This window comes from Micromonospora sp. NPDC047756, from assembly GCF_055587245.1.
Window position 1 is genome coordinate 262,276 of sequence record NZ_JBVJGQ010000009.1, and the last position, 26,995, is coordinate 289,270.

Consider the following 26,995-nt stretch of genomic DNA (forward strand, 5'->3'; position numbering starts at 1 on the left):
TCGCGGAGAAGGGGGGCGGTCAGGGCGCGGGGGTTAGGAGGGCTTCGACCTCTGCTTTTGTCGGGGGGTTGGCGCCTCGGCGGGCGCAGGTCAGGGCGGCCACCGTGGCGGCCTGCCGGAGCACCGCATCCCACTGCTGCGGAGTCACTGCGGCGAGCCGGTCGGCCGGGCGGTCGCCGAGCGCGTCGAGGTCGGCCAGCGCGGCCAGCAGGCCACCGGTGAACGAGTCACCGGCCCCGACGGTGTCGACCACCGTCGTGCGGACCGCCGGCTCCTCGTGCAGCGAGCCGTCGGGCGCGAGCAGCCAGGCGCCGTCCCCGCCCCGGGTCACCACGGCGCACGACACACCGGCGGTACGCCACTCGGTCATCACGTCGGCCACCGAACGGTCCGGGTAGAGCCAGGCCAGGTCCTCGTCGCTGGCCTTGACCAGGTGCGCGAGGCGAACCTGCCGGCGTACCCGCTCCTGTTCCGCCGCCCGGTCGGTGACGATGCTCGGGCGCAGGTTGAGGTCGATGGAGACGGTGAGCCCGTCCCGCTGGTGTTCCCGGGCGAGCAGGCCCTCCAGCGCCTGCGCGCCGGGTGCCAATGCGAGCGCGAGGGACCCGCTGTGCAGCGCGATGACCGGTGACCCTGCCAGCTCGGGCAACTCCTGCGGCGTCCACTGCCAGTCGGCCGCGCCGGCCAGCCGGAACTCGTAGCTGGCCTGCCCGGCGGCGTTCAGAGTGGCCACCGCCACCGACGTGGGCTCCGCAGCGCGTACCGCCCACCCCAGGTCCACCCGGTTGGCGCTCAGGTGCTCGACGAGTTGCCGACCGTAGTCGTCGTCGGCGAGTCGGGCCAGCAGTCGTACCGGCTGGTCGAGCCGGGCCAGCGTGACGGCGACGTTCCCCGGCGAACCACCCGGGACGGCGCGCTGCCCCTCGGCGGTGACGACCAGGTCGATCAGCGCCTCACCCGCGACGACGATCATGCCGCCACCTCCCCCGGCGCGAGCGGGCCGGGGCCGCCGAGCCCGTCGGCCGCGCGGGACAGCAGCACCGCCTGGTAGGCGTGGTAGACGTCCGGCCGGCCGTGCCAGACGGTGTCGGCGGGCAGGTTCTGTGCGTCCAACTCGTGCCGCCATCCGGTCTGGTCGATGAGGCTGCGGCGGGCGTACGCCCAGAAGACCCGGTACCAGTCGAGGTAGACCGCGTCTCCGGTACGGCGACCCAGGGTGATCGCCGCGCCGATGGCCTCGGCGAGAACCCAGTGCATCCGGGAGCGCACCACCGGCCGGTCGTCCCAGTCGATGGTGTAGACGAAGCCGTCCGCGCCGTCGACCGCCCAGCCGCGACGCACGGCGGCGGCGAACAGGGCACGGGCGTCGGCCAGCAGCCAGCGGGGTGGCTGCGGCAGCACGGCCTCCAACTCCAACAGCAGCCGGGCCCACTCCAGCCAGTGCCCGATCGTGGAGCCGTACGGCCGGAACGGGTCGGCGGGCTGGTCCCGGTTGTAGTCGGGCAGCGGCGTCCAGTCGGTGGTGAAGTGCTCGGGGAGCCGCCAGTCGTGCCGGGCCGCCTCACCGTGCACGAGGTGGGTGGCGATCCGCAGCGCCCGGTCGGCCCAGCTCGGGTCGCCGGTGGCGGCGGCAGCGGCGAGGAACGCCTCGACCATGTGCATGCTGCTGTTGGCGCCCCGGTAGTCCTCGGTGACCGTCCAGTCCCGGTTCCACGATTCGCGGACAGCGCCGGCGTCGTCGTCCCAGAACCGGTCCCGTACGACGGCCAGCACGTCGGCGAGCAGCCGGTCCGCGCCGGGGCGTCCGGCGCGCGCGGCGCTGGAGGCGGCGAGCAGCACGAACGCGTGGTCGTAGCCGGCCTTGCGGTCGTTGGCGGGCACTCCCTGCTGGTCCACCGCGCCGAACCAGCCGCCGTACCGGTCGTCACGCAGCAGCGTGCTGAGCGCGGCGATCCCGTGGTCGACCAGGGCGGCGGCGTCCGGGTCGCCGTTACGGTGGGCGAGGGCAGCCACGTGGGTCATCCGGCAGGTGATCCAGGTGTGGACGGGTTCTCCGCGATCCGGGGTGCGGTCGTCGGTGAGCCACCAGAAGCCGCCCTCCGGCCGGGCCGAGCGGCGGGCGGTGTCGAGCAGCGTCCGGGTCTGGTCGGCGAGGAACTCGTCCAGCTCGGGCAGGTCTGGTGACCCCGCCGGGGCGGGGGTCGTTGCGGCGTCGGATCGGGGCACGTCGGTCATCTCAGCTGGTCACCGTGGGGTAGGAAAGGGACATACGGCCAGGATCGGCGAACGGACCGGGTCCGCGCCGCAAAACCGCCAACGGTACGCCACGAGTCGACTGGCCGAGGTCGGCACGCAGCGAGAGGCTATTCCTCCCATTTGACCGTTGACATCGTTGTCACCGCTCAACCCTGCTCTCGCAGCCGGCCGACTGTCAATTCCGGCTGCGTCACACCGACCCGGAGCGGCGCCGCTCAGTAGTAGTCGTCGATCGGCCGGCGGGCCTCGTCGAACAGCGCCGGCCCCTCGTACCGAACCGGGGGCAGCGGCGGGGTGGCCGGCTTGACCTCCTCGAACTGCTCGCTGGACAGCGCGTACACCACCCGCCCGAGCCCGGACCGGTCGATCGCCGTCGCGCACATCGCGCAGGGCTGACAACTGGTGAACATGGTGGTGCCGGCAGCCACCTCGGGAGAGAGTTCCCGAGCCGCCCAGCGGGCCAGCTTCAACTCCGGATGGGCGCTGATGTCCGCGTCGGAGACCACCGTGTTGTGGTCCTCGATCAGGACGACACCGGCCGCGTCGACAAGCAACGAGCCGAACGGCCGTTCGCCGGAAGCCCCCGCCCGCCGGGCGATGTCGACGGCATGGCGGAGAAACTTCTCGTCGTCGGGGGTCATCGGTCCTCCTGGGTTCTGTGATGTGCGGCCACTGCCGCAAGGGTCCGCCAGGCACGTTCGGGCTGGCGGATCTCGGTCAGGTCGCCGTTGAACGGGTCCAGCACCACCGTCGCCGCGCCGAGCACACGAAGTTGGTCCAGGTCGGCGACGATCTGATCGATGGTGCCGACACCGGCGAGCCGGTCGGCGTCGGTGATCGGTTCCCGGGTCTCCTGAAGCGCGATCCGCGGCACCAACGCGGGCACCGGGCGACCCAGCTCGTCGGCGATGTCCGTCAGTCGCCCGACCGCCTCGGCCAGCCGTCCCGGCGTGACCCGCAGCGGGTGCCAGGCGTCACCGAGCAGCACCGCGCGGCGCATGCCGGCCTCGCTGTTGCCACCGACCCAGATCGGAATCGCGGCCGTGTCGTAGTCGTCGGTGTCCTGCCAGGCCGCACGCATGGTGTGCAGGTACTCGTCGGTCAGCGCGCCGCGCTGCCGGAACGGCACCCCGAGCGCCTCGAACTCCTGCCGGGCCCAGCCGACGCCGACACCGAGCACAAGCCGTCCGCCGCTGAGCCGGTTGAGGTTCGCCGCCATCCGGGCGGTGAGCAGCGGGTGCCGGTACGGGACGATGAGCACCGTGGTGCCCAGTCGAACCCGGCTGGTCACCCCGGCCAGCCAGGACAACGTGGTGAACGGCTCGTAGAACGGCGCCGGATACTGCTCGGCCACGTCCGGGGTCACCGCGATGTGATCGGAGACCATCAACAGGTCGAAGCCGAGACCCTCCACCGTCTGCGCCCAGCGACGCAGCACGTCGGGGTCGGTGCCCGGGGCGAAGTTCGGTACGTTCACACCAATCTGCACCCGTCCACGCTAGCCATTGTGGACCGGTGTGTGAACGCCGCGGCCCGGTCGAGTCACCCAGGGGCCGCCACGGACCGCCGCACGACTCAGGAGCGCCGGATGGATCTGCCCGAGGGGCTCGACTGGGTTCACGGCTCACAGGCCGGTCGCGCCTGGCTGGCCGCACTCCCGACGTGGCTGAACGAGTGCGCCGAGCGCTGGTCGCTGCGGGTCGGGCCGCCCTTTCCTTACGCGTACGCGTCCCTGGCGCTGCCCGCCCACCTGCCCGATGGCACTGCGGTGGTGCTGAAGCTCCAGTACCCCGACGAGGAGAGCCGGCACGAAGCCGACGCGTTGGCGCACTGGGACGGCGTCGCGGCGGTTCGTCTGCTCGCCCACTACCCCGAGCGGCGCGCCCTGCTGCTCGAACGCTGCCAGCCCGGCACTCCCCTGCACGACCTTGCGCCGGACCGAGCGCTGGACGTGGTGGTCGGACTTCTCCCCCGGCTCTGGCGACCGGCCGGCGCGCCGTTCACCCCGCTGGCAGAGGAGGCCGCCGGCTGGATCGACCGGATGCCCCGCGCCTGGGAACGGGCCGGCCGACCGTACGAGCGACGGCTGCTGGACGCGGCGCTCGACCTGCTCACCGGCCTGGCGTCCAGCCAGGGCGAGCAGGTGCTGGTCAACCAGGACCTGCACGCCGGCAACATCCTCGCCGCCAACGCGCACGGCGGCGACGCGCTCGGCGGCGGTCGATGGTCGTGGCTGGCGATCGACCCGAAACCGCTGACCGGGGAACGGGAGTTCTCGGTCGTGCCGATGGTCCGCGGCCCGGAACTGGGCCACTCCCCGGCCGCCGTCCGGCATCGGCTGGACCGGCTCAGCACCGACCTGGGACTGGACCGGGCTCGGGTCCGGGGCTGGACGATCGGACACACGCTGGCCTGGGGCCTCGCCGACGGAACGGTCTTCCCGAAACAGATCGAAGTGGTCCGCTGGCTGCTCGACCGCGACTGACCTCCACCAACGCGCGAGCCTCCCACACCCGACCCAACCCCGCGGCCGCACCCGACCCAACTCCGCGGCCGCACCCGACCCAACTCCGCGATCTTGCACTTTCTGTCCCGACACAGGACGCATATCCACCCATGTCGACGACAGAAACCGCAAGATCGACGCGTGCGGGGCGCGGGGCGCGCGCGGGGCGCGGGGCGCGCGCGGGGCGCGGGGCGCGCGCGGGGCGCGGGGCGCGCGCGGGGCGTGAGGCGCGCGGGTCGTGAGGCGTGCGGGGTGCGCGCGGGGCGTGGGTGGGGTCAGCTGGGCTGGCAGGTGCGGCACCAGTACAGGTTGCGGCCGGCCATTTCGCCGCGACTGACCTCGGTGCCGCAGACGTGACAGGGTGCTCCCGGGCGGCGGTAGACGTACACCTCGCCGCCGTGCCGGTCGACCCGCGCCGGCCGACCCATGGTCTCTGGCAGGTGCGCGTCGCGGACCGTGTCGATCCGACCGTGCTCGACGGCGAGCCGCATCAAGCCGACCAGGTCGGCCCAGAGGGCGTCCCAGCCGGTCCTGGTCAACTGTCGGCCCGGCATCGTGGGCGGCAGTCCCGCCCGGAACAGCGCCTCGGTCACGAAGATCAGACCGGTACCGGCCACCACCGATTGATCCAGCAGCAGAGCGGCGAGGGGGGTGGGACTGCGGGCGATCCGGGCGTACGCCTGCTCCGGGTCGGCGTCGGCGCGCAACGGATCGGGCCCGAGACGGTCCCGCAGCGCGGCCACCTCCGGTGGGGTGAACACCTCACAGGCCGTGGGCCCGCGCAGGTCGAGCCAGTGCCGGTCGCTGGCCAGCCGGAGTCGCACCTGCCCGACCGGCTCCGGCGGCTCCCCCGGCCCGTCGGTGAACTTGCCATACAACCCGAGGTGTACGTGCAACGTCAGCTCGCCGGCGTAATGGTGTAACAGGTGTTTCCCGTACGCTTCGGTGCCTTCGAGAACTGTCCCGGAGAGTCGTGCGGCACCCTCGGCGAAGCGGCCCTGCGGGCTGGCGGCGAGCAGCTTGTCCCCGGCGAACAGCTCGGCGTGCCGGGCCGCCAGGCGATGGATCGTGTGTCCCTCTGGCACAGGTGCCAAGGATAGCCAGCCCCGCCCGACCGGTCCGCGCTGAACCGCTCGGGCCCGCCGCCGCGGTGACGATCCGGCCGCCGCACTGATCGACATCCGGCCGGCCGCCGCGCTGACGGGTCCGCCGCCGCGCCGATCGGCATCCAGCCCGCCGCCGCCCTGACGGGCCCGCCGCCGCCCTGACGGGTCCGCCGCATCGATCAACCCGGCCCCCATCACGTTGATCGACTCGGGTTGCAGGAAGTCGGGGTGTCCACGGAGACGGGAAGCCGCGACTTCCAGGAAATCGAGTCGATCAAGGCCGCGGCAGGGCTGGCCCGGACCAGGCGGCCAGGTTAGCCGCGACCGGTCGAGGCCGGTTGCCCGCCGGTCGCGGCTAACCGCGGCCGGTCTTGGTGGCCGTACCCAGGATTGGTGTCAGGAAACGCCCAGGTGGGTATTTGGGGGCCGACACCGCGTGGGTGCCACCCCTTCCATCGGCCACCACGCATTCATCAGGAGGTGTGTAGTGGTCAGGATTCCTTCGCTGTCCCGCCGGTCCGAGCCGGCGCCGACGCGGGACGAGAACCTCGACGGCCGCGTGGACGGTCGCGACACCCCGGTCACCGAGACCGCTCAGTCCGACGGCGGCGTCGGCCGTCCGGTGGTCAGCGACCGGGACGACGACCAGACGACGCACCGCAGCGCCGGCACGACCGGCGGCCAGACCAGTGCGGCCGAGCGGCGGGCCAACGAGCGGGCGGCGGTGGCCCGAGCCGCCACCGGTCGACCGGCGGAGGCCGACTCGCGGGGCACCGCCCGCCCGGTCGCGCCCGAGCCCTCGAACGGCACGAACCGCCCGGTCGCACCTGAGCCCGTGAACGGCACGACGCGCCCGGACACTCCGGAGCCCCGCACCAGCACCATCGGCAAGGTGCAGACCGAGGACCGTCCTGCCGTCGCCCCGACCACGGCGCGCACCGCCGAGCGGGACGCGGACCTCGACAGCACCACCCGTCGGCCGGACACCACCGACCGGGTCACGACCGACAGTGCCGTCACGGACCGGACCAGCACGGACCGCACTGTCGACCCGACCCCGGGCGCGAGCACGCCTGAGCCGCCGGTGACGCGTGGCCCGAAGCCGCGGGCCAGCCTGCTCGCCACCCTCGGCCTGATCGTCTCGGTCGTCGGTGCGACGTTCGTGCTGACCGGAACCTTGGCCGGGTACGGCATCGGGCTCGGCGCGTTCGGCGCGGTGCTGTCGGTCCTCGGTCTGATGGCCACCCGCCGCCGGCACGTCGCCGGCAAGACCGACGCGCTCTTCGGCGTGCTGATCGGTCTGGCCGCGGTGGTGATCGGGGTGCTCGCGATGACCGGTCAGTTCGACTGGCCGACCACCGACGGCGACTGGGTGCAGCGCTTCCGGGAGTGGCTCGACTCACAGTTTGTCGATCGTTTCTAGCGGGCACTGTTCCGCTCGCCGGTGATGCACCGGCGAACAGCCGGCGGTTCGCCGGCAACCCGATCAGTCCGGTGGTTCACCGGCCGGGGGACACCCTTTCAGGGGCGGCGGTTCGCCGCCCCTGAAGTGTTTCCAGGGTTCGACGGTTCCGGTCCGGATCACTGCGGCGACCTCGCGCGTCACCCGGAGATCCGCGCCTCTCGACTGCCGGGCGAACCACGTACGCCAGCCTTTGCTCTGCTGCCCTATATGCGCCAGCGAGGTCGGAGCCAGGCGTCCGACGAGCGGCGCCGGGAGCGGCCGGCGGGTTCCGCTCCTGGTCAGTGACGGCGGCGCCGGCTGGTGGCGCACATACGGCAGCAGAGCAAAGGCTGCGAACGAGCTTTCCGGCTCTACCTCCGAGCCCTGCCGCCGGCCCCTGCCTCCCGGATCTCGGCTTCAACGCAACGAATCGCCTCAGAGGGTTCACCACACGCAACGGATCTACGCCATGCGCAACTCTCGGTGGTGGATCCTGCCGCTGACGCCGCATACCGTTGAGCAACGGCGCCAGCCCGTGGGCCACGGTGGCCGGGCGCGCCCGACCCCTGGGAGCAGGACAATGACGATGGACGCCACCAGCCAGCGCCTGTTGATGTGCCGGCCGACGTACTTCGCCGTCGACTACGCGATCAACCCCTGGATGGACCCGACCGCGCCGGTCGACGCCGCGCTGGCCGTTCGGCAGTGGGAGCAACTGCGCCAGACGTACCTTGACCTGGGCCACACCGTCGAGGAGATCACTCCGGTGCCCGGCCTACCCGACATGGTCTTCGCCGCCAACGGCGGCACCGTGATCGACGGCAAGGCGATGGCCGTGCAGTTCCGGGACCCGCAGCGCGCCGACGAGGCGCCGGCGTTCCGGGCCTGGTTCGAGGCCGCCGGCTTCGAGATGTACGACCCGAAGCACGTCAACGAGGGCGAGGGTGACGTCCTGCTGGCCGGTGACCACCTGCTGGCCGGCACCGGCTTCCGCACGGCGCACGCCGCACACGCCCAGTTGCAGGAGGTCTTCGGCTACCCGGTGATCACCATGCAACTGGTCGACCCGCGCTTCTACCACCTGGACACCGCGTTGACCGTGCTCGACGAGCGGACCGTGGCGTACCTGCCGGAGGCTTTCTCCCCGGGCAGCCAGGCTGTGCTGCGGCGGCTCTTCCCCGACGCGGTGCACGCCACCATGGCCGACGCCGAGGTGCTGGGGCTGAACGCGGTCAGCGACGGGCGGCACGTTGTGCTGCCCGCGCAGGCCACCGACCTGGCCGCCAAGCTGCGCGACCGGGGCTACGAGACCATCGGGGTCGACCTGTCCGAGCTACGTAAGGCCGGCGGCGGACCGAAGTGCTGCACGCTGCGACTCCGTCAGGGAAAGGCAAGCAAGTGATCGTGGACGACAAGCTGCGTACGCCGGGAGCGGTCCGGGACGCCGAGCGCTGGACGGCGCACAACTACCACCCGCTGCCGGTGGTGATCTCGTCCGCCGAAGGTGCCTGGCTCACCGACGTGGACGGCCGCCGCTACCTGGACTGCCTGGCCGGCTACTCCGCGCTGAACTTCGGTCACCGGCACCCGCAGTTGATCGCCGCCGCGCACGCCCAACTGGACCGGCTGACGCTGACCAGTCGCGCGTTCATCCACGACCAGTTCGCCGACTTCTGCCGGGAGCTGGCCGAGCTGTGCGGCAAGGACCTCGTGCTGCCGATGAACACCGGCGCCGAGGCGGTGGAGACCGGAATCAAGGTGGCCCGCAAGTGGGGCTACCAGGTCAAGGGCGTGCCCGCCGGCCAGGCCAACATCGTGGTCGCCGAGGGCAACTTCCACGGCCGGACCACCACCATCGTGAGCTTCTCCACCGACGAGGACGCCCGCGCCGACTTCGGGCCGTACACCCCGGGGTTCACCGTCGTGCCGTACGGCGACCTGGAGGCGCTGACCGCCGCGATCGACGAGAACACCGTGGCCGTGCTGCTGGAGCCGATCCAGGGCGAGCAGGGTGTGGTGGTGCCGCCGGAGGGCTACCTGCCGGGCGTACGCCAGGTCTGCACCGAGCGCGACGTGCTGTTCATCGCCGACGAGATCCAGTCGGGTCTGGGGCGTACCGGCGCGACCTTCGCCTGCGACCATGAGGGCGTCGTGCCGGACATGTACCTGCTCGGCAAGGCCCTCGGCGGCGGCATCGTGCCGGTCTCCGCGGTGGCCGCGAACGCCGACGTGCTCGGGGTGCTCAAGCCCGGCCAGCACGGCTCCACGTTCGGCGGCAACCCGCTCGCCTGCGCGGTGGCGATCGAGGTGGTCCGGCTGCTGGCCACCGGCGAGTTCCAGCGCCGCTCGGCCGAGCTGGGTGAGCGGCTGCGGGCCGGCCTGGAAGGGTTGGTCGGCAAGGGTCTGGTCGGGGTACGCGTCCGGGGCCTGTGGGCCGGGCTGGACATCGACCCGGCGCTGATGAGCGGCCGGGAGGCGTGTGAGCGGCTCGCCGCGCGCGGAGTCCTCGCCAAGGACACCCACGGCTCCACCATCCGACTCGCCCCACCCCTGGTCATCACCGAGGACGAGATCGACCTGGCGGTGACCCAGCTGGCCGAGGTGTTGGCCGGCTGAGCAAGGAACGTGCTGAAGGGCGGGCGTCGGAGTTCCGACGCCCGCCCTTCGCGTCAGGGGCGGGGCAGGCGCATCGCCATCGTGGGGGCCTCGGCCATCACCGAGGTGGGAGTGAACGGGGCGCCGGTGGGCAGCTCCTCGGCCCGACCGATCTGCACCCCCGGGTACAGCTCGATCATGTCGTTCTCGCCCAGCACCCGGGACTGCTGCGGGGCCAGCGGGATCCGGTCCGACTCGGTCATCGAACCGCCCGGCCGGATGCCCGAGCCGTTGGTGCTGACGTCGGTCACGATGATCTCGCCGACCCGCAGCTCGAAGCGGACGTGACCACGGCTGATCCAGCGCCGGGCCTCGTCGTTGAGCCACTGCCCGAGCATGATCCCGCCGTCCTGCTCGGGAGCCCGACCGGCCACGACCGGCTGTTCCTCGCTGAGCACGAACCGCCGTCGGACCAGGCCGCCGACGCGCACCGCGAGCACCTCGGTACGCGGACGCGGGCCGCCGTCACCGAGCCGTACGCCGTGTCGGGGGCAGGTCGGCACGCCGTTGCGCAGGGCGGGCGGCGGCTGCGCGGCGGGGCTGCGGTCGGCACCCCCGGCCAGGTCGGCGAACGCGCCACCCCCACCGCCGCCGCCGAACAGCGCGCAGCCCGACTCCGGGCAGCGCCACTGGCGGGCCAGCAGCTTGACGCCGGTCGGTGACCGTTTGCCGGCCACCGGCGAGTGGCCACCACCGACGTGCGCGATGAACACCGGCCCGCCAGCGCCCGGCACCGGCGCGACCACCCGACCGGGCTGCTCGACCAGCCACGGGAAACGCCCCCGCAGCCCGTCGAAGCGGACCCGGCTGAGCACCGGCAGACCGAGCAGGTCGGCGACCTCCAACATCCGGTCACCCGGGTTGTCGAGCACCTCGACGAGCCCGTCGTCGGCCCAGCGGCGGACGACCATCCGCTCGTTGGAGGTGAGGTCGGCGTCGGAGAGCAACGCGCGGTGCACGACCGCGTAGACCTGGACGCTGTCCTCCTCCAGCTCGCGGGAGAGCGCGTCGATGACCATGCCGAGGCGTAGCAGGCTGGCCGGCCGACCACCGTCGATGTCCTGGTAGCGGATCACCTCGGCCAGGTCGACCACGGCTCGGGCCAGTGACGGGTCCGTGCAGACCCGACCCTCGATGGCATCCAGAACCTTGCTGATCTCGAATCTCATGCCGCACTCCGGACGATGTCGTCAATGCGCCGGGCCAGCTCGACGTCCCGGCGGGTGACCCCACCGGCCGAGTGCGTGACACAGCGGAAGGTCAGGGTCCGCCATCGGATGTCGATGTCGGGATGGTGGTCGATCTCCTCGGCCACCGCCGCCACCCGGTCAACCACCGTGATGGCGGCCGGGAAACTGCCGAGCTGGACGGTACGACCGATGCCGGTCGGGTCGCCCGACCAGTCGGGCAACCGGCCCAGCTCTTCTCGCACCGCGTCCGCGGTGAGCAGGTCTGCCATGACCAGACCCTACCGGTGGCGCGTCCGACGAGCCGGACGCGCCACCTCCCGTCAACCGCCCAGTGCCAGGTAACGGCACGAAGCAGCTCGTGTCTGCGGAGCCACGCCGCGTCACATCACGCGGGTTGGGACCACACCAGAAGACGACCGTCGGATTCGCTAACCAACACGTCATCTTGCGAGCTCAGTTCCTTGGCTACCTCCCGAACTCCACGACGCGCCAGAAAGAACATGAAGTGGAGTGGGAACGGCGGGCGACCTCGGGGAAGGCCATCCGCGTCGAGAGAGAGGTTGGCTCGTTCAGCAGCCTCGCAGAGCAGGGAGATGAACAGCGGAAAGAAATCCTTTCCTACCAGGACGTCAGCCTCCTCCACGACGATGACCACCGCACGCTTGTCGTGCCAACTGCCGTGAAGGTCATCGAGACAATCCACGAGCGCATACCAGTTGTGCCCGAAGTACGAGGGGAATTCCAACTTCTCCGCGAATTCAGCAAAGAGGCCAGCGGCATGGACCATCCCCCGAGAGTCCAGCCGCCGGACGACGCCGCCGGGTGCAAGCGCCGCCACCTTCTCGCGAGAAACGCGGTCGTCGTCCCGTGCGACCACCACCCAAGGGCCGACCGGCGACGCGAGGTCGAACGACGTCACGAAACTACTCACGGATATTCCTCCGACGCTAGGTCGACCACTTCGCGAAGCTCCCCCTACGCGGCGGCGTCCTCCGCGAACCCATCGACGAAGTGATCAAATACCATGCCGACCGAGGCAACTTAGCCCAGCAGCCCGAACACCTCCAACGGGCCAGCGACGACGAGCAGGCCCCGCCACCCGCCAAGCGTCCCCGCAGCAGCCGCGGCCGCGCACCGAAGCAGTAAGCCAGCCGGACCAAGGCCCTCGACCAAGATCCGACTGGCTCAAAACATCAAAGGCTCGTGCGCGACGGCAACCCTGACGGCAACCCAGGCCGCCAACTACAACCGTCAGCACACGACGCGCACGAGCCATCAACGTTCGAAGTAGGCGCGACATCCTGCTACCGAGCAGAAACCCAATCCACAAAGGGAGCAGTTTTTGCGCACTGCGGCCAGACAATCCGCATGAATTTGGCAAACTCAAACGCTACGGATTCAATCATCACCAACAGTTCAGCGAGATCGGTTTCCTCTACATCCGGATTGGGAATCCATCCGGTTCGGGAAGCGCAGGTGATCGTCACGCGATCGCCAGCAACCACGAAGCTTAGCGTGCGCTCTACGCCCTGCCCGTACAGATCCACTTCCACCGAACCATTGGACCGCAAGCTACTCAGCAATTCCGGAAGTTGTTCAATTAGGGTAGACAAGTCGTACCGGATATCAACAGGCCACTGCGCTTGACCGAAGCCAGCCATTCTGAACACGCAATCGGTTTCAGCAAGTCGACTGCACAACTCCATGACAATCGACTCGTAGTCCAGGTCAGACGGCCCCTCGGCCGCCGGCTCAGCGGTCGAGGGAACGACAAGCACGATGCTAAACGACGCCATCACAGTTATCCTACAGCAATCGGGAACGCGGACTTATACAGGCCGTTCCGGCCTGGCACGAGTTGTGCATGCGTTGCCGAAACCACTGAACCGTCGGGTCTAATTACACTTCCCATTCCCGCCGGAAGTGGCACCTGCCGAGGCCCCGCACCCGGAACGTACTGATCACGCAGCCAGGCAGCAGCATTATCATTGTTTGCCCACTGACCTTGATCATTTCCGGTACTCCTCGCGCGGTCCGTCAAACTGCGAGTGTTGCGGGCTCCAGCACCATGCTCACTGAATGTATGGCCAAACGTCGGCCGGCTATTCGGACTCCAGTTCGTCGGATTCTGCGCGGCACAACTACACGGGTTACCCTTGGCATCAACACCGCCGCCGCAGTTGTGCACAAGCACTGGCGTGTTGCCGGCTACCACATAGTACGTGTGGATGTCCTCGACGGTGAGGTTGTAGACCGCGACGCTCTGCGTCCAGTGCCGAGTCCCGACCACCGTCAAGGTCCGGCCGTCTGGCGTTGCCACCTGGTCGCCCGCGAGGAGCTGCCCGGCCTCGATCCATCGGCCCTCGTCGGCCACCCAGAACGGGTGTCCGTCGGTCGCCACGATCTTCTCGGTCGACTCTCCAGCGTCACCGTCGACGTCGACGGTGACGTCCACCAGGTCGCGATACCCCTCGCCGCCGATGAGACGGCTCACCGGCTTTGCCTTGGTCTCGCCGGTCTCCGGGTCGGTCGCCAACACCTCGTCGTCGAGGTCCACGTCCTCGATGGCCTTCGTGGTGCCGTCGGCGAGCAGCACCAGGGTGCCGGCCACGAAGCTGTTGGAGATGCAGTTCCGTGCCGCGTTGGAGGTGGCACCGCCCTTCGAGGCGCGGCTGGCAGCGCCGGCCTTCGCCGCGCTACCGGCCCGGCCCGCCCCCTTGCCGGCGAACATGTCCACCGCGGCCACGGTCAGGTTGCCCGCACACTCGGCACCCGACTTGTCGTCGCCGCACCCGACCGACTGCTTCACCGAGTCGCAGGCGGCCTTGTCGTTGTTGAAGCCGCAGTCACCGGCCTTGTCGAACTGCTCCCCGGTCGTCTTGGCCTTGCCGCGAAGACTGTCGCAGGCCGCGTCGCTGTCGCCGGAGGAGCAGTCGTCCAACTCGGCGTAGGTGTCCAGCGCGCCCTTCGCGGTGTCCTTCAGGCCACTGGCCACCGTCCCGACGTAGTCCTTGACGGCGTCCTTCGCCGTGTCGAGCCAGCCGTGACCATCCAGTTCGATGTTCGAGATCGGGTTGCCGCCGGCGAATGCGTACCGGTTGCCGGTGTACGGGTCGATCGCCAGCGACAGGTCGTTCAGCGCCCCGTTGTACGAGTCCCGGGTCAGGAACTGGTTAATGCCCGGGTCGTAGTCACGGAAGCCCTTGTCGTACTTGCCGGTGGACTGGTCGAAGCGCTTGGACTGGAAGCGGTACGAGTTGTAGGGCACCCGGTCCGGGTTGTCGGGGTTGCTCGCGTCCGGCTTGTCAGCCCCGGTGAACTGGCCGCTGTCGTTCTTGCCGCAGTGAAACTAGCAACCGCTGATTGATCGCAGCAACTATTTACCCAGGGCAATTTTTGCCCCAAGGCCAGGAACAATGGCCCAATATGGACATCAAGATTTGTCAGATCGGTGTCGAGTGACGCCCGCGCCGAACCGCGGTCCAGGCACACGACGGTGGGGCGGGCATCATCAGATGCCCGCCCCACCGTGCAGTCTCGTGTCGGCCGCGCAGCGGCCGGCGTCGTTCAGCCGCGCAGCGGCCGGTCTGGTCAGCCGCGCAGCGGCCGGCCCACCTCGTGCAGGTGTCCGAGGGCCTGCCGGTACGACTCGACGAGCCCGGTCTCGGCGTACGGGATGCCCTGCTCGGCGCAGTAGGCCCTGACGATGGGCTGGGCCCGGCGCAGGTTGGCGCGGGGCATGTTCGGGAAGAGGTGGTGCTCGATCTGGTAGTTGAGGCCACCCAACGCGGTGTCCACCAGTCGGCTGCCGCGTACGTTGCGGGAGGTCAGCACCTGCTTACGCAGGAAGTCCAGCTCGTCCTCGGCGGTCGGCATCGGCATGCCCTTGTGGTTCGGCGCGAACGCGCAACCCATGTAGAGCCCCCACAGGGCCTGGTGCACGACGGCGAAGAGCAGCGCCTTGACCGGGGACATGACCGCCAGCAGCAGCGCGACATAGCCGACGGTGTGCGCGAGGAGCAGCGCCGCCTCGGCCGCTCGGTGCCGCATCGGCACGGTGTACCCGCCGTTCGGTTCCCGGCCGACGATGGCCCGGATGCTCGCCACGTGCAGGTTCAGGCCCTCCAGCAGAAGCATCGGGAAGAAGAGGTACGCCTGCCGCCTGGCCAGCCAGCGACCGAACCCCCGCGTGCCCAGCGCCTGCTCGTGCGTCCATACCAGGGCGCCCGCGCCGACGTCGGGGTCCTCGTCCTCGTGGTTCGGGTTGGCGTGGTGCCGGTTGTGCTTGTCGACCCACCAGCCGTAGCTGAGGCCGACCGCCGCGTTGCCGGCGAACAAACCCACCAACTCGCTCGGGCCACGCCGGCGGAACATCTGGCGGTGCCCGGCGTCGTGGCCGAGGAAGGCGACCTGCGTGGTGGCGACCGCCATCAGGGCCGCGAGGGGAAGTTGCCACCAGGAGTCGCCGAGCAGGAACACGGCCACCCAGCCCGCCACGAAGACACCGAGGGTGAGCACGATGCGGGTGGCATACCAGCCGGGGCGCCGCTCCAGCAGGCCGGCCTGGCTGATCCGTCGGGACAACTGTGCGTAGTCACTGCCTCGCCGTCGTACCGGCGGTTCCGCCACCGCTCCGAGCGTCATCGCTGCTCCCGTTCGACTCGCGCCCGCACCAGGGTGGTTCGGGCTACTGTCGAGTCTCCCGATCGCGGTAGCGCTGAGTAACCCCGACAGCCCCCGAATGGGGGGTAGGGCAGGCCCTACCCCTACTGGTCCGGCTCAGCCCAGTCGGCCGACCGCGGCGCGCAGTCGAGCCAGGTCACGTCGACGCCGCTCGTAGGTGGCGGCGAGCCCGACCAGCGCCAGTCCGCCGATCCCCAGGTAGATCCACCGGGGCAGCAGGTCCCACCCCCGGGCCAGCTCGTGCAGCGCCAGCAGCGTCAGCACCCCGCCGCCGAGCAGGACCGGCGCCTGCCACCGGCGGGTCGCGCCGGCCAGCACCGCGCCGGTCGCCGCCACGCCGAGCAGCAGTCGCCGCCACGGCTGCGGGTCGGCCCCGGCCAGCACCGACACGAGGCTGGGCAGCAGCGCCGCCACCAACCCCGGGCCGAGGGCCGGCCAGCTGGTCAGCCCCGGCCGGGTGCGCAGCGCCAGCAGACCCGCTGCGACGGCGAGCGCCGCGGCCGGCAGTGTGTACGCCTCCAGCACGGTCACCCCGCCGGCGGCCAGCAGCACCCAGGCCCCGAGCAACTCGCTGCCGGCGGCGATCCCGGCGAACACCCAGCGCAGGGCGGCCGGCTCACCCCGGCGCAGCAGCCGCAGCGCGACGGCGGCACCCCAGAGCACGCAGACGGTGGCGAGGTGCCGCGCCGCCTCGACGGCGAGCACCGCCGCCACCAGCGCGACGGCCTGCGCGGCGGCGTCCAGCACCCGTCCCAGCCGGACCCGCGCCGGGGTGAGCGCCGCGGCAGCCAGCACGAGCGCGGCCACCCCCAGCAGTGGGTACGCGGCAGCCCGCACGGGCAGCCCAGCGGCGAGGGGGGCGGTCATCGCCAACGCGGACGCCGCGCCCACGGCGGCGAGACAGCCGGCGACCCGTACCTCGAACCGGCGCGCGCCGGCGGCGACCGCGACCGCCGCCACCAGCAGCGCCCCCTCGGCGGCAAGCGTCCCGGCCCGGGTGGCCAGCAGACCGAGCACACCGGAGGCCACCAGCACCACGCCCACCGGCACGGCGACCGGTGTGAGCGCCGGGCGGGCGGCGGTCAGCGCGGCGAACAGCAGCGCCGCCAGGCCGGCGAGCAGAACGGCGGCCGGAAGCACCGGCCACGGCGCGCCGATCGCGATGAGCAGCACCGGCAGCGCCCCCGCGAGGAACGGCAACGCGGCCGGCAGCGGCAGGCCGACCCGCCGACCGGCCAGCGCACCGGCCACCGCCAGCACGACCAGCGCGAACCCGACCGGCAGCACCGTCGGGTCGGCCACGACGGTGGGCGCCCCCGACCACACCCGGTTCCCGCCGCCGTAGGGCGACCCGAGCGCGCTGAGCACTGTCGGCAGGGCCGCCAGGACGGCGACCACCGCCAGCGTTGCGCCGGCCGCCAGCAACAACGCCGACCGGGCCGACCCGCGCCCGTCAACCGCCGGCCGCTCTCCGAGAGCCACCTGGCCGAGGCCGCTCGGCGACGCCAGCACGTAGCCGACGAACGCGACACCCAGCGCGGCCAGCGCCGCGTACGGCGCGAGCGGCTCGTCGCCCGCCGCGACCAGCGGCGCGAGGCCGGACACGGTCGCCGCGGCGACGGCGCCGGTCACCGCGTACCCGATCAGCTCCACCCGGTGGCGACGGACCGCGAGCGCCGCGACCAGCGACAGCCCGGCGGCGGCCAGCGCGAGCCGGGCCTGCCACCAGGGCGGCCCGCCCGCGGCGAACGTCGCCACCGCCGCGATGCCGGGCAGCGCGAGCTGCCCGACCAGCAGACCCGCGCCGGCCACCTCCCGGTACGCGCCGGCCCCCGGTCGGACGGCCAGCGCCAGCCCGAGGACGGCGAGCACGCCGAGCGCCACCAGGGCACCGGCCGGGGCGGCCAGGGCGACCAGCAGCCCGTGCCCGAGCAGGACGGCACCGCCGAGCGCACGCGAGCGCAGGGCGACGGGTGGGGTGGTCGGACGGGCCAGTACGGCGAGCAGCAACGCGACCCCGCCGACCAGGTCGACGGCCACCACCTGAGGCCAGGAGACCGTCCAGCCGGCGGGCACGGCGAACAGCACCGCCACCGCCCCGGCCGTGGCGAGCACCGCGCGCGTGCTGGCCGGGAGCAGCAGCACCGTGGCGCCGATCGTCAGTGCCACCGCCGGTGCCAGCTGCCAGCCCCAGCTCAGGTCCGGCCCCGTCCCGGCCCCGCCCCAGGGCGGCAACGACCGGCCGACGGCGGCGACCGCCAGCCCGACGGTGATCAACACGGTGACCTGCGCCGTGCCGGCCGCGACGAACAGCGCACCGGCCCGCGGACCGGTCCGCCAACCGCCGCCACCGTCCGCCGCCGCCGGCAGGAACCGCACGGCGGCGGCCATCCCCAGGGCCACCGTCGCCGCCGCGAGCAGCAGCACTGACGGCCGCAGCTCCGCCACCGGACGCAGCACGGCGGCGGCGAGCACCGGCACCAGCAGCCCCGCCGCCACCGCCCGCAGCGCCCGCCCCCCGACGAGCCGGGCCGCGCCGAAACCGGTCAGCGCGACCAGCAACAGCGGCACCCCGGCCAGCAGTGCCGAGCCCCCCGCCCGCCCACCGACCAGCGGCACCACCGCGCACGCCGACGCGCCCACCAGCGCGCCGACGTGACCGGCGCCGGCCAACACCCGGCCGACGAGCTGCGCCGCCCCTCCCCGGCCACGCAGCACGGCCAGCACGGCCAGGTTCAGCGACGCCACCCCGAGCAGGACCAACGCCCACCCCGCCGCACCCAGCCCGGCCTCGGCGGCGAGCAGCGGCAAGGCCGGCTGGGCGGCCACCAGGGCGGCGAACCAGGGCCCCGTCAACCCGCTCCACCGGCCGTACGCCACGGCGACCGCCGCGCTGGCCCCCCCGACCAGCGCGGCGTACCGGCTGCCCGGCCAGCCGGTCACGCCGGCCAGGTCCACCGACCAGGCCGCGTAACCGTCCAGCACCACCAGCAGCAACCCCACCGCGGCGAACGTCTCCGCCGTGCCGCGCAGCCGTCGGCGGACCGCCAGCAGCGGTACGCCCAGCGCGAGCGCGGTGAACGCCGCCAGAATCAACGCCCGGCCGGCGACCCCCACCGCCGCCCAGGCGACCGCGGTGAACACCACCGCCGCGGTGCCCAGCAGCAGTCCACCGAGGACGAAGAGCAGACCCTGGACCGTCCGGGTCGAGGTTTCCGCCGCACCCGGCCGGGAGCCCGCCGCGACACCAGGGCCCGGGCCGATGAACGGCGCCGGTCCAGCCACCGGCACCGGGCGCGCCACGACCGGGACCGCCAGCCCGGCGCGGACGACAGCGGCCAGTTCGGCCCGCCGACCGGACACTGTCGACAGCCGTCCGGCCAGCTCGGTGTACGTGCGGCGAGCCCGCTCCACCTGCGGCTCCAGCTCGGCGACCTCCCGGCTCAGCCGAACCACCTCGGCGGCGATCGGGTCGGGCGCGCGCCGGCAGCCGGAGCATCCGGCGCTCAGATCGGCCGGTGCGCCGCAGGCGGGGCAGGGGTAACGGGTGTCGTCCACCGGGTCATCATCGACAACCGACCGGGGTGCGACCCAGAGTGCGCGTACTCAGGATCGGGTGTGCTCGTACACCCAGGTGGCGTAGTCGGGGTTTCCGCTCTCCACCCTGGACACCAGGATCTCCGGCACCTCGTACGGGTGGCTGACCCGGATCTGGTCCAGTAACGCGGTGAGCCGATCCGGTGCGGTCTTGAACTGCACCGACCACTCGGTGCTCGTCTCCATCCCGGATCGCCACCAGTAGGTGCTGTCCACCTGACCACCCACCTGGGCGCAGGCGGCGAGCCTGCCGGCGACGGCCGCAGCCGCCAGCACGTCGGCGACCGAACGCGCGTCCACCACCGTTGTCACCACGCAGATCTCGTCCACGCCCGCACCCTACGCGGACATTTACCGATTAGCGGCGATCCAGGCATCAATCTGCGCCCACCAGTCGAAGAGCCAGTCGATGCGCTCCTGCCGTCCGGTCGGTACGTCCTCCGGCGGCACGGACCAGAACCGCATCACGATCCGCTTGTCCATCGGCAGTTCCCGCCACACGTCGGCGACGGTGAGCATCCGGTCCAGACCGGTGTGGGCGACGAAGATGACCCCGGCGTCGGGTGCGGCGTCCAGCGCGGCGAGCATCCCACCGGGCTGCGGGGCGAGCACGTGGCGCATCCGCTCGGCGCGCAGGGCCATCCGTTCCAGGCCGAGGGAGCGCAACCGGGCGATGGCGCGCAGCCGTCGCCGGGGGGTGAAGTTGCCGCCCTCGGGGAAGATCACGAACGCGTCGTTGTCGTCCAGGCCGGTGGCGAGGTGCCCGACCTGGCGTACCGTCTCCTCGCCGCGCTCCGGAGTCGGCGCGATGAACCGGTTGGGCAGCCGGTTGAGCAGCACGTCGATCGCCGGATCCCACTGGAGGCTGTCCTTGAGGACGATCCGAGGCTCCCGGTGGAACCAGTTGACCAGCCCGTGGATCAGGATGAACGAGTCGCCCGGCCCGGCGTGCCGACAGAGCACCAGCTCGGGCCGGCCGGGCAGCGCAGTGTCCGGGTCGGTGCCCACCACGTCGATGCTCAACCGCAGTGTCCACCGTGCCTGCCAGAACAGCACCCGCAGGAACCACCCGGCCAGCACGTAGTGGGCGCGCTGGAAGGCCGGCGACCGGGTCCGCCAGCCGAAACCGGAGACGACCCAGAGCACGAAGAGCGAGAGCAACGCGGCAGCGTCCCAGACCAGGTAGAAACAGCCGATCCAGAGCAGTCGCAGTGGACGCAACCGGCCCGGGACCAGCGGCGACGCGGCTGCGGCCAGGAATGCCCAGATCGGCAGGGTGGTGACCACGAGGAAGGCGAGCAGCACGACGGCGGGCGCGAACAGCAGCCGACGCAGCCACCGGGGAGGTAACGGCATCAACGCTCCTGGTGGGTGGCGAGGTAGCGCCGGGAGGCGGTGTACGCGCGGCTGATCCGCCGTCCCACCGCCGCCATGTCCCGGTACGCCCACGGTGTGTCGTCGCGGGGGTTGAGCCCGCCGGTCGGCAGGACGTGCACCTCCACCCCCTCCGGCAGAGCCGCCAACTCCCGGAAGAAGCGGTGCCGGCGGGATATCTCGAACGCGACCTGCGCGATCTCCCACGGCCGGCGGGGCGGAGTCAGCTCCCGTTCGATCCGACCGACCTGGAGGACGTAGATCCGGCGAGCGCCGACGGCCACCGCCTCGCCGATGGGGATGGAGTTGACGATCCCGCCGTCCACGTAGTGCGCGCCGTCGATCTCCATCGGCGGAAGCAGGCCCGGCACCGAGGCCGACGCCATGACCGCCGGCACCACCGGACCACTGTCGAACCAGTGCTCCGCGGCCCGCTCGATGTGGGCGGCGCAGCACCGGAACGGCACCCGCAGGTCGGCGAAGGTGGTGTCCACCCCCAGCTCGGTCTCCAACAGGCGGCGCAGCGGCCGGGGCGAGTGCAGGTGGGTGCGGGCGGCGAAACGGCGCAGCTGCCGGGCGACCGAGTCGCCGTACACCTCACTCGCCTCCGGTGAGGCCCAGAGCCGGACCAGCCGGTCGGTCACCGCCTCGGACGGGTCGGCGGCGACCAACGCGCCGTTGACCGCGCCGATCGAGGTGCCCAGGACCAGGTCGGGTTGGATGCCGGCCCGGAACAGGGCACGCAACATGCCGACCTCGACCGCGCCGAGCACTCCCCCGCCGCCGAGCACGAACGCCACCGGTCCCGCCGCCATGCCTCTCATCCTGGCACGGGCCCGCCGCCGGCCGTCGGGCCGGCGGTCGGCGCACGGTAGGCACCGTCCACCGACGGTCGGCGGCGGCAGCGTTGACAGGCTGATCGCATTCGCGCAACCTGATACCGCTCCCACCCCTGAGGCAGGTGCGATCCGTGAAGGCAGCGCTGCATCCGGGCCGATTGCTGGCTCGCAGATACCGACTTCTGGACCAGATCGGCGCTGGTGGCATGTCGGTCATCTGGCGTGCCCGGGACGAGGTGCTCGACCGGGTGGTCGCACTCAAGGTGCTCGCCCCGTCACTCGCCGCGGACGCGCGGTTCCGGGGAATGGTGCGCGAGGAGGCACGGGCCGCCGCCCAGTTGGTGCACCCGCACCTGACCTCCGTGCACGACTACGGCGAGACGGTCGACCCGGACGGCTCGATCACCTCGTTCGTGGTGATGGAGCTGCTCAACGGCGAGGAGTTGAAGCTTCGGCTCACCGAGGGGCCGCTGCCGTGGACCGAGGCGGTCCAGGTGGGCGCGCAGGTGGCGGACGCGCTGGCGGCCGCGCACCGGCTCGGCATCGTGCACCGGGACATCACCCCGGCCAATGTGATGATGACCGCCACCGGCGTCAAGGTGCTCGACTTCGGCATCGCCACCCGCATCGGCGCGCCCGACGAGGACGAGGACGGCGAGACCTTCGGGACCCCGGCGTACGTCGCCCCGGAACGTCTCGACGGCGCGCCGGCCCAGCCGTCCACCGACGTGTACTCGCTCGGCGTGCTGCTGCACGAGGCGCTCACCGGCCGGGTCCCGTATCCGGCGGACACCTGGGAGCAGCTCAGCGCCGCGCTGGCCAGTGGCCCGCCGCCGACGCTGGCCGACCTACCGGACCTGCCCGCGCCGGTGGCCGAGATCTGCCTGCGCAGCCTCGCCCGGAACCCGGCCGACCGGCCGACCGCCCGGCAGGTCGCCACCGCGCTCCGCGACCACTCGCTGCCCGCCGAGCCCCCGACGGCGACCATCCGGGTGCCCACCCAGCCCCTGCCACCACAGTCGCCCGCCGTCGCGACGCCCAGCGTCGCGGCGGCGGCGCGACTGGGCGGAGCCGTCCCGGACGGTGAAGCCCCCTCCGGCGCGGGCGAGCCGCCGACCGGGTCGGGCTGGTCGCGGCGGCGACTGGTGCTGCTGCTGGTGCTGGCCGTCGGGCTGACAGCGGCCGGGGTGGCGCTGTTGCCCGAACAGCAGCCGACCCGCCGGGCGCAGCAGTCCGCCGGGCCGGTGACGACCCCGTCGACCGACCCGCCGGGCCCCGAGCCGTCCACGCCGATCACGTCCGCCCCGCCGACCCCGACGCCCTCGACGAAGCCGACCACCGGGGCGCCCACCTCGAACCCGGGCACCCTCACCGAGGTCGCGAACCGGGTCGACGGGTTGATCGGCACCGGGCTGAGCGCCGGTGAGATCCGCGACGACGTGGCCCTCGACCTGCGCAACGAGCTGCGCAACCTGACCGTCGCGGTCAGCTCCGGCCGCGAGGAGCTGGCACCGCCGGTGGCCCGGCTGCGCGCCAAGGTCGCCGTCCGTCTCGGTGAGGGCGGCATCAGCCCGGCGTACGCCTCCCGGCTGGACGCCGCCATCGCCGAGCTGGGCGCGACCGGGGCCTGACCCGGCGACACCGATGGGTCAGCGCACCGGCACCCGGGCCGGTTCACTGACGTCGTGCCGGCCGAGGGCGAAGCGCCGATAGACCTCGGCGTAGCCGCTCGCCATCCGTTCGACCGAGAAGTTCCCGGCCACGTGCGCCACGCAGTCCTCCGGGTCGAGTCGCTGCGCCGCCAGCAACGCCGCGGGTAGCTCCTCCGACCGCTCGACGACGAGCCCGGTCAGCCCCGGCCGCACCAGCTCCGGCACCGCACCCCGGTTGAGCGCCACCACCGGCGTGCCGGTGGCCATCGCCTCCAGCATCACCATGCCGAACGGCTCGTCCCACTGGATCGGCATGATCAGGCAGCGCGCGTCGACGAGCATCCGCAGCGTCGTCGCGCGGTCCGCGTTGAGCACCACTGTCACGTCCTCGTCGACCATCGGCTCGACGACCTGCTCGTAGTAGCGCCGCTCGGCCGGCTCGTTGCACTTGCCGGCCAACAGCAGGGGCAGTCCGGCCGCCCGGCACGCCCGGATGGCGGTGTCCGGGCCCTTGTCCGGGCTGAACCGGGCCAGCCACAGCACCGGCCCCGCGCCGGGCGTGTGCGTGCGCGGGAAACCGCTGATGTCGAGCGCGTTGTGCACGGTGCCGGCCCAGGGCAGGTTCGGGTTCAGCCGGCGCTGGGCGTGCGAGATGGCCACCAGCGACACGCCCGCGTCGATGTCGCTGAGCACGTCGCCGTACTCCCCCACGGGGTTGCCGTGCACCGTCGCGACCGTCGGCACGGCCCGCCGGCCGGCGACCAGCGGACCGATCGTGGTGTGGTCGTGGATCACGTCGAAGTCGGCCGGGCTGATCAGGCGATTCACCCGGGCCAGGTGTGCCAGCTCGGGCAGTGACTCGCCGAGCCGCTCGTACTGGATCTCGGCCACCGTGGAGACGAAACCGTCGGCCGCAGTGCCGTGGTCACCTCCGGCGCCGAACAGGGTGACCGAGTGCCCCTGCCCGCACAGCGCGTCCACCAGGGCGGCGACGACCTGCTCAAGGCCGCCGTAGCCGGGCGGCGGCACTGACAACCATGGCGGAACCACCATCGCGATCCGCAACGATCGCTCCTCGGGGCGGCCCGCAGGCGAGTGGTTCACGGCCACGAGTCCTCCCCGTTGCTCCCCGGTACGGCGGCACCGCCGGTCGGCGGCGGTTTCCCGGTGGCGTCCCCGCTAAACCGGACATGGCGGACGACGATCACCCGCCCACCAGGAGCTGGTCGTGGACCACCCGCACCCCGGGCGCGGACCACGCCACCCGCTCTACCTGGTCGCGTTCCCACCAGGAACGGACCACCCCGGCGAGGACCAGCGTGTCGCCGTCCACCTCGACGGTCACCCGCTCGCCGCCGAGCGTGCGCAGCAGCGCCCGCTGGACGTCCCGCCGCAGCCGCTCGGCGTCCGGTGGCGCCGCGGGGCGTACCTCGATCAGGTTGGTGATTCCCCGTACGCCGTCGAGCCGGCGCACCTCGCCCTCGGCGGCCCGCCGCTGCCACCCGAACTCGACCTCGCCGCGCAGCATCAGCCAGCCGTTGGCCACCGTCACGTCGAGCCGTTCGGCGGGCACGAAGCTGTCCCACTCCAGGGCGCGGGTGGCGGCGTCGGCGACCTCGGCGTCGGTACGCCCCGGGGTGCCCGGCAGCCGCACCTCCATCTCGTCGGCCACCGCCCGTACGCCCCGGACCCGCTGTGCGCACCGGGTCGCGGCCCAACCGCGCGCCGCACCGTCCACGAACCCGGTCAGGGTGACCACGCCCCGGTCGACGGTCACCCCGATCTCGTTCGGTTGCAGTTGGGGGTCCCAGGCCAGCTCGGCCAGGACGTCGCGTTGGATCCGCTGGTCCTCGCGGACATCCACCACCTCGGTCATGGCACGTCACCCCCGGTTCCGGTCGTCGCCCTGCGAACCTGCCGGGCGAACGGGTGACGGCGGTTCACCCGATCCGGGTGAACCGCCGTCCAGGCATGAAGAAGCGGCGGGTGACGGAGCCGACCCCCTCGGCCCCGCCACCCGCCGCTGGCGGGAGGAAGCAGGTTCAGTAACTGGTCAGGACGTCTCGGCGAGCGTCACGGTCGCCGACTTCTCGACACCGTTGCGCTTGAACTGCACCTCGACCCGGTCGCCGACCTTGCCGGCCTGCACCGCGCCGACCAGGTCGTCCGAGTCGTTGACGGGCTTGTCGCCGAACCGGGTGACGACGTCGCCGCGCTGGAGGCCGGCCTTCTCCGCCGGGCTGCCCGGGGTGACCGACGCGACGAGGGCGCCGCCGCCCTCGGCCGGGTTGACGCCGACCCCGAGCGACGGGTGGCTGACCTTCTCGCCACGCTGGAGCTTGCCCGCGACGTCCTTGGCCTTGTTGCTGGGGATGGCGAACCCGACACCGATGTTGCCGGTGCTCTGCCCGGAGGTCGCGATGGCGGTGTTGACGCCGATTACCTCGCCCCGGGTGTTGACCAGCGCGCCGCCGGAGTTGCCCGGGTTGATCGGGGCGTCCGTCTGGAGCAGGCCGGAGATCGAGCTGACCGGCTGGCCCTGCTGCTGGGTCGGGTCCTGCGGCTGACCCTCGCCGGCCCGGATGGTGCGGTCCCGGGCGCTGAGGATGCCCGAGGTCACCGAGCCCTGCAGACCGAGCGGGCTGCCCAGGGCGAGCACCTGGTCGCCGACCTGCATGGCGTCGCTGTCGCCGAACTTGGCCGGCTTGAGGTCGCTCACCCCGTTGGCCTTCACCACGGCCAGGTCGGTCTTCGGGTCGGTGCCGATGATCTTCGCGTCGGCGGTCTTGCCGTCGGCGAAGACCACCCGCACGGCGTCGCCGGCGGCGGACGCGACCACGTGGTTGTTGGTCAGCACGTACCCGTCGGCGCTGAGCACCACCCCGGAGCCCTCACCGCTGCCGGTGGAGATCGAGACGACGCTGTCCTGCACCGACGCGGCGATCTTCGGCAGGTCCGCGCCATTGATCACGGGGGCCGCGGAGTAGGTGCGGGTGATGCCGCCGCCGTCGCCGTCGAGGGCGAGCGCGAGCGCGCCACCGGCGACACCGGAACCGAGCATCAGGGCGAACACCGCGACGCCGGCACCGGCGAACTTGGCGATGCGACCCGGCCGGGGGCCGCTGCCGGGCGGCGCGACCTGCGGGCCCCACGGCGGGACCGGCTGGCCCGGGTGGTGCGGGTGCTGCTGGTGCTGGGCGTGCTGCCCGGGGTGCTGCTGGTGCTGGGCGTACGGCATACCCGGCTGGCCCCCGCCGGCCCAGCCGGACTGCTGGCCCTGGTACCAGGGGGCACCGGGGTAGTGACCGGCCGGCTGCGGGTAGCCGGGCTGGCCGGGCGCCGGGTGACCGGAGACCGGGTACGGCGGCGCGGACGGCGTGGCGGCCGGACGCTCGTAGCCGGTCGACGGCTCGTAGCCGGTCGACGGCTCGTAGCCGGTCGACTGGGCGGCGGCCGGCGGGCCGGCGGGCGCGGCGGAGCCGGGGTAACCGGCCGGGATGGCGGTGGTGGTCTCCGCGTCACCGGTGGTGGAGGCGACCGTCGGGTCGCCGCCGGTCGAGACGACCGGTACCGGAGTGGTCGGGGAGTCGGACTGCACGCGCTCGTCGCGCGGCAGCTCGGCGGTGGGGTGCGACGGCTCGGCGTCGGTGGGGGCCGGCCGGCGCTGCGGGTCGGACTCGAACTCGGTCATGG

The 26,995-nt window shown here is 72.3% G+C and carries 23 protein-coding genes and 1 pseudogene; 6 read left to right on the forward strand and 18 right to left on the reverse strand.

The genetic code is table 11. From position 1 onward, the window contains the following. Nucleotides 1–19: 19 nt before the first annotated feature. The 4 genes from ACZ6NZ_RS28850 to ACZ6NZ_RS28865 form a co-directional block, all read right to left on the reverse strand. Nucleotides 20–973: a carbohydrate kinase family protein gene (locus tag ACZ6NZ_RS28850; RefSeq protein ID WP_465861062.1), complete on the reverse strand. Its 954-nt coding sequence runs from the start codon at nucleotides 971–973 to the stop codon at nucleotides 20–22. Continuing rightward, the gene (locus tag ACZ6NZ_RS28855) at nucleotides 970–2,235 is read right to left on the reverse strand and encodes an AGE family epimerase/isomerase (protein WP_465861063.1); all 1,266 of its coding nucleotides are present in this window, start codon (nucleotides 2,233–2,235) and stop codon (nucleotides 970–972) included. The genes ACZ6NZ_RS28850 and ACZ6NZ_RS28855 overlap by 4 nt, the downstream gene beginning before the upstream one ends. 236 nt (nucleotides 2,236–2,471) lie before the next feature. Beyond that, on the reverse strand, nucleotides 2,472–2,897 hold the full coding sequence (locus ACZ6NZ_RS28860) for a nucleoside deaminase (RefSeq protein ID WP_465861064.1): 426 nt from the start codon (nucleotides 2,895–2,897) through the stop codon (nucleotides 2,472–2,474). Continuing rightward, on the reverse strand, nucleotides 2,894–3,745 hold the full coding sequence (locus ACZ6NZ_RS28865) for an LLM class flavin-dependent oxidoreductase (RefSeq protein ID WP_465861065.1): 852 nt from the start codon (nucleotides 3,743–3,745) through the stop codon (nucleotides 2,894–2,896). The genes ACZ6NZ_RS28860 and ACZ6NZ_RS28865 overlap by 4 nt, the downstream gene beginning before the upstream one ends. Nucleotides 3,746–3,844: 99 nt before the next feature. Between ACZ6NZ_RS28865 and ACZ6NZ_RS28870 the strand changes: the two genes are divergently transcribed. Further along, entirely contained in the window at nucleotides 3,845–4,741 is an 897-nt protein-coding gene (locus ACZ6NZ_RS28870) for an aminoglycoside phosphotransferase family protein (protein ID WP_465861066.1), read from the forward strand. 296 nt (nucleotides 4,742–5,037) lie between these two features. On the opposite strand, the gene ACZ6NZ_RS28875 is transcribed toward ACZ6NZ_RS28870, so the two are convergent. After that, nucleotides 5,038–5,847 (reverse strand): Fpg/Nei family DNA glycosylase, encoded by an 810-nt coding sequence (locus ACZ6NZ_RS28875; protein WP_465861067.1) that lies wholly within the window; start codon nucleotides 5,845–5,847, stop codon nucleotides 5,038–5,040. Nucleotides 5,848–6,355: 508 nt separating this feature from the next. On the opposite strand from ACZ6NZ_RS28875, the gene ACZ6NZ_RS28880 reads away from it, so the two are divergent. The 3 genes from ACZ6NZ_RS28880 (at nucleotide 6,356) to rocD (ending at nucleotide 9,928) form a co-directional block, all read left to right on the forward strand. Next, nucleotides 6,356–7,291, forward strand: a complete 936-nt coding sequence (locus ACZ6NZ_RS28880) for a thrombospondin (protein ID WP_465861068.1) — start codon at nucleotides 6,356–6,358, stop codon at nucleotides 7,289–7,291. 607 nt (nucleotides 7,292–7,898) lie between these two features. Then, entirely contained in the window at nucleotides 7,899–8,714 is an 816-nt protein-coding gene (gene ddaH / locus ACZ6NZ_RS28885) for a dimethylargininase (RefSeq protein WP_465861136.1), read from the forward strand. After that, nucleotides 8,714–9,928, forward strand: a complete 1,215-nt coding sequence (gene rocD, locus ACZ6NZ_RS28890; protein WP_465861137.1) for an ornithine--oxo-acid transaminase — start codon at nucleotides 8,714–8,716, stop codon at nucleotides 9,926–9,928. Before ddaH ends, rocD begins: the two co-directional genes overlap by 1 nt. Before the next feature lie 53 nt (nucleotides 9,929–9,981). On the opposite strand, the gene ACZ6NZ_RS28895 is transcribed toward rocD, so the two are convergent. From ACZ6NZ_RS28895 to ACZ6NZ_RS28905, 3 genes are all read right to left on the reverse strand, one after another. After that, a complete protein-coding gene (locus tag ACZ6NZ_RS28895) occupies nucleotides 9,982–11,136 on the reverse strand; it encodes an FHA domain-containing protein (RefSeq protein WP_366607985.1) in 1,155 nt (384 codons plus the stop codon). After that, nucleotides 11,133–11,426: a 4a-hydroxytetrahydrobiopterin dehydratase gene (locus ACZ6NZ_RS28900; protein WP_366607983.1), complete on the reverse strand. Its 294-nt coding sequence runs from the start codon at nucleotides 11,424–11,426 to the stop codon at nucleotides 11,133–11,135. The genes ACZ6NZ_RS28895 and ACZ6NZ_RS28900 overlap by 4 nt, the downstream gene beginning before the upstream one ends. Before the next feature lie 116 nt (nucleotides 11,427–11,542). After that, on the reverse strand, nucleotides 11,543–12,088 hold the full coding sequence (locus ACZ6NZ_RS28905) for a barstar family protein (RefSeq protein WP_465861069.1): 546 nt from the start codon (nucleotides 12,086–12,088) through the stop codon (nucleotides 11,543–11,545). 71 nt (nucleotides 12,089–12,159) lie between these two features. On the opposite strand from ACZ6NZ_RS28905, the pseudogene ACZ6NZ_RS28910 reads away from it, so the two are divergent. After that, nucleotides 12,160–12,303 (forward strand): annotated as a pseudogene (locus ACZ6NZ_RS28910) (GntR family transcriptional regulator); the annotation flags it as partial. A gap of 158 nt (nucleotides 12,304–12,461) precedes the next feature. Here ACZ6NZ_RS28910 and ACZ6NZ_RS28915 read toward each other — a convergent pair. From ACZ6NZ_RS28915 to ACZ6NZ_RS28945, 7 genes are all read right to left on the reverse strand, one after another. Continuing rightward, complete coding sequence (locus tag ACZ6NZ_RS28915) at nucleotides 12,462–12,953, reverse strand: hypothetical protein (protein WP_465861070.1); 492 nt, start codon at nucleotides 12,951–12,953, stop codon at nucleotides 12,462–12,464. Between the two features lie 5 nt (nucleotides 12,954–12,958). Next, complete coding sequence (locus ACZ6NZ_RS28920; protein ID WP_465861071.1) at nucleotides 12,959–14,425, reverse strand: polymorphic toxin-type HINT domain-containing protein; 1,467 nt, start codon at nucleotides 14,423–14,425, stop codon at nucleotides 12,959–12,961. A 323-nt stretch (nucleotides 14,426–14,748) separates the two neighbouring features. After that, nucleotides 14,749–15,801 carry a fatty acid desaturase family protein gene (locus ACZ6NZ_RS28925; protein ID WP_465861072.1) on the reverse strand — a complete coding sequence of 351 codons (1,053 nt, stop codon included), beginning with the start codon at nucleotides 15,799–15,801 and terminating at the stop codon, nucleotides 14,749–14,751. Nucleotides 15,802–15,936: 135 nt separating this feature from the next. After that, complete coding sequence (locus ACZ6NZ_RS28930) at nucleotides 15,937–19,398, reverse strand: SCO7613 C-terminal domain-containing membrane protein (RefSeq protein ID WP_465861073.1); 3,462 nt, start codon at nucleotides 19,396–19,398, stop codon at nucleotides 15,937–15,939. 48 nt (nucleotides 19,399–19,446) lie between these two features. Further along, nucleotides 19,447–19,767, reverse strand: a complete 321-nt coding sequence (gene cutA / locus ACZ6NZ_RS28935) for a divalent-cation tolerance protein CutA (protein WP_091406014.1) — start codon at nucleotides 19,765–19,767, stop codon at nucleotides 19,447–19,449. Nucleotides 19,768–19,788: 21 nt separating this feature from the next. Next, nucleotides 19,789–20,793, reverse strand: coding sequence for a 1-acyl-sn-glycerol-3-phosphate acyltransferase (locus tag ACZ6NZ_RS28940; RefSeq protein ID WP_465861074.1), 1,005 nt, complete (start codon nucleotides 20,791–20,793; stop codon nucleotides 19,789–19,791). Then, nucleotides 20,793–21,626, reverse strand: a complete 834-nt coding sequence (locus ACZ6NZ_RS28945; RefSeq protein WP_465861075.1) for a patatin-like phospholipase family protein — start codon at nucleotides 21,624–21,626, stop codon at nucleotides 20,793–20,795. Before ACZ6NZ_RS28945 ends, ACZ6NZ_RS28940 begins: the two co-directional genes overlap by 1 nt. Nucleotides 21,627–21,781: 155 nt before the next feature. Between ACZ6NZ_RS28945 and ACZ6NZ_RS28950 the strand changes: the two genes are divergently transcribed. Further along, a complete protein-coding gene (locus ACZ6NZ_RS28950) occupies nucleotides 21,782–23,281 on the forward strand; it encodes a serine/threonine-protein kinase (RefSeq protein ID WP_465861076.1) in 1,500 nt (499 codons plus the stop codon). 18 nt (nucleotides 23,282–23,299) lie between these two features. On the opposite strand, the gene ACZ6NZ_RS28955 is transcribed toward ACZ6NZ_RS28950, so the two are convergent. The 3 genes from ACZ6NZ_RS28955 to ACZ6NZ_RS28965 form a co-directional block, all read right to left on the reverse strand. After that, a complete protein-coding gene (locus ACZ6NZ_RS28955) occupies nucleotides 23,300–24,355 on the reverse strand; it encodes a glycosyltransferase family 4 protein (RefSeq protein WP_465861138.1) in 1,056 nt (351 codons plus the stop codon). Nucleotides 24,356–24,506: 151 nt separating this feature from the next. Beyond that, complete coding sequence (locus ACZ6NZ_RS28960; RefSeq protein WP_465861077.1) at nucleotides 24,507–25,178, reverse strand: BON domain-containing protein; 672 nt, start codon at nucleotides 25,176–25,178, stop codon at nucleotides 24,507–24,509. Between the two features lie 177 nt (nucleotides 25,179–25,355). Beyond that, a complete protein-coding gene (locus tag ACZ6NZ_RS28965) occupies nucleotides 25,356–26,993 on the reverse strand; it encodes a S1C family serine protease (protein ID WP_465861078.1) in 1,638 nt (545 codons plus the stop codon). Nucleotides 26,994–26,995 lie beyond the last annotated feature (2 nt).

Excerpts from the sequence above, each read along its gene's own strand:
- ACZ6NZ_RS28850 (WP_465861062.1), bottom strand. The coding sequence starts at position 973 with ATGATCGTCGTCGCGGGTGAGGCGCTGATCGACCTGGTCGTCACCGCC.
- ACZ6NZ_RS28855 (WP_465861063.1), bottom strand. The coding sequence starts at position 2,235 with ATGACCGACGTGCCCCGATCCGACGCCGCAACGACCCCCGCCCCGGCG.
- ACZ6NZ_RS28860 (WP_465861064.1), bottom strand. The coding sequence starts at position 2,897 with ATGACCCCCGACGACGAGAAGTTTCTCCGCCATGCCGTCGACATCGCC.
- ACZ6NZ_RS28870 (WP_465861066.1), top strand. The coding sequence starts at position 3,845 with ATGGATCTGCCCGAGGGGCTCGACTGGGTTCACGGCTCACAGGCCGGT.
- ddaH (WP_465861136.1), top strand. The coding sequence starts at position 7,899 with ATGGACGCCACCAGCCAGCGCCTGTTGATGTGCCGGCCGACGTACTTC.
- ACZ6NZ_RS28895 (WP_366607985.1), bottom strand. The coding sequence starts at position 11,136 with ATGAGATTCGAGATCAGCAAGGTTCTGGATGCCATCGAGGGTCGGGTC.
- ACZ6NZ_RS28900 (WP_366607983.1), bottom strand. The coding sequence starts at position 11,426 with ATGGCAGACCTGCTCACCGCGGACGCGGTGCGAGAAGAGCTGGGCCGG.
- ACZ6NZ_RS28915 (WP_465861070.1), bottom strand. The coding sequence starts at position 12,953 with ATGGCGTCGTTTAGCATCGTGCTTGTCGTTCCCTCGACCGCTGAGCCG.
- ACZ6NZ_RS28925 (WP_465861072.1), bottom strand. The coding sequence starts at position 15,801 with ATGACGCTCGGAGCGGTGGCGGAACCGCCGGTACGACGGCGAGGCAGT.
- ACZ6NZ_RS28940 (WP_465861074.1), bottom strand. The coding sequence starts at position 20,793 with ATGCCGTTACCTCCCCGGTGGCTGCGTCGGCTGCTGTTCGCGCCCGCC.
- ACZ6NZ_RS28945 (WP_465861075.1), bottom strand. The coding sequence starts at position 21,626 with ATGGCGGCGGGACCGGTGGCGTTCGTGCTCGGCGGCGGGGGAGTGCTC.
- ACZ6NZ_RS28955 (WP_465861138.1), bottom strand. The coding sequence starts at position 24,355 with ATGGTGGTTCCGCCATGGTTGTCAGTGCCGCCGCCCGGCTACGGCGGC.
- ACZ6NZ_RS28960 (WP_465861077.1), bottom strand. The coding sequence starts at position 25,178 with ATGACCGAGGTGGTGGATGTCCGCGAGGACCAGCGGATCCAACGCGAC.
- ACZ6NZ_RS28965 (WP_465861078.1), bottom strand. The coding sequence starts at position 26,993 with ATGACCGAGTTCGAGTCCGACCCGCAGCGCCGGCCGGCCCCCACCGAC.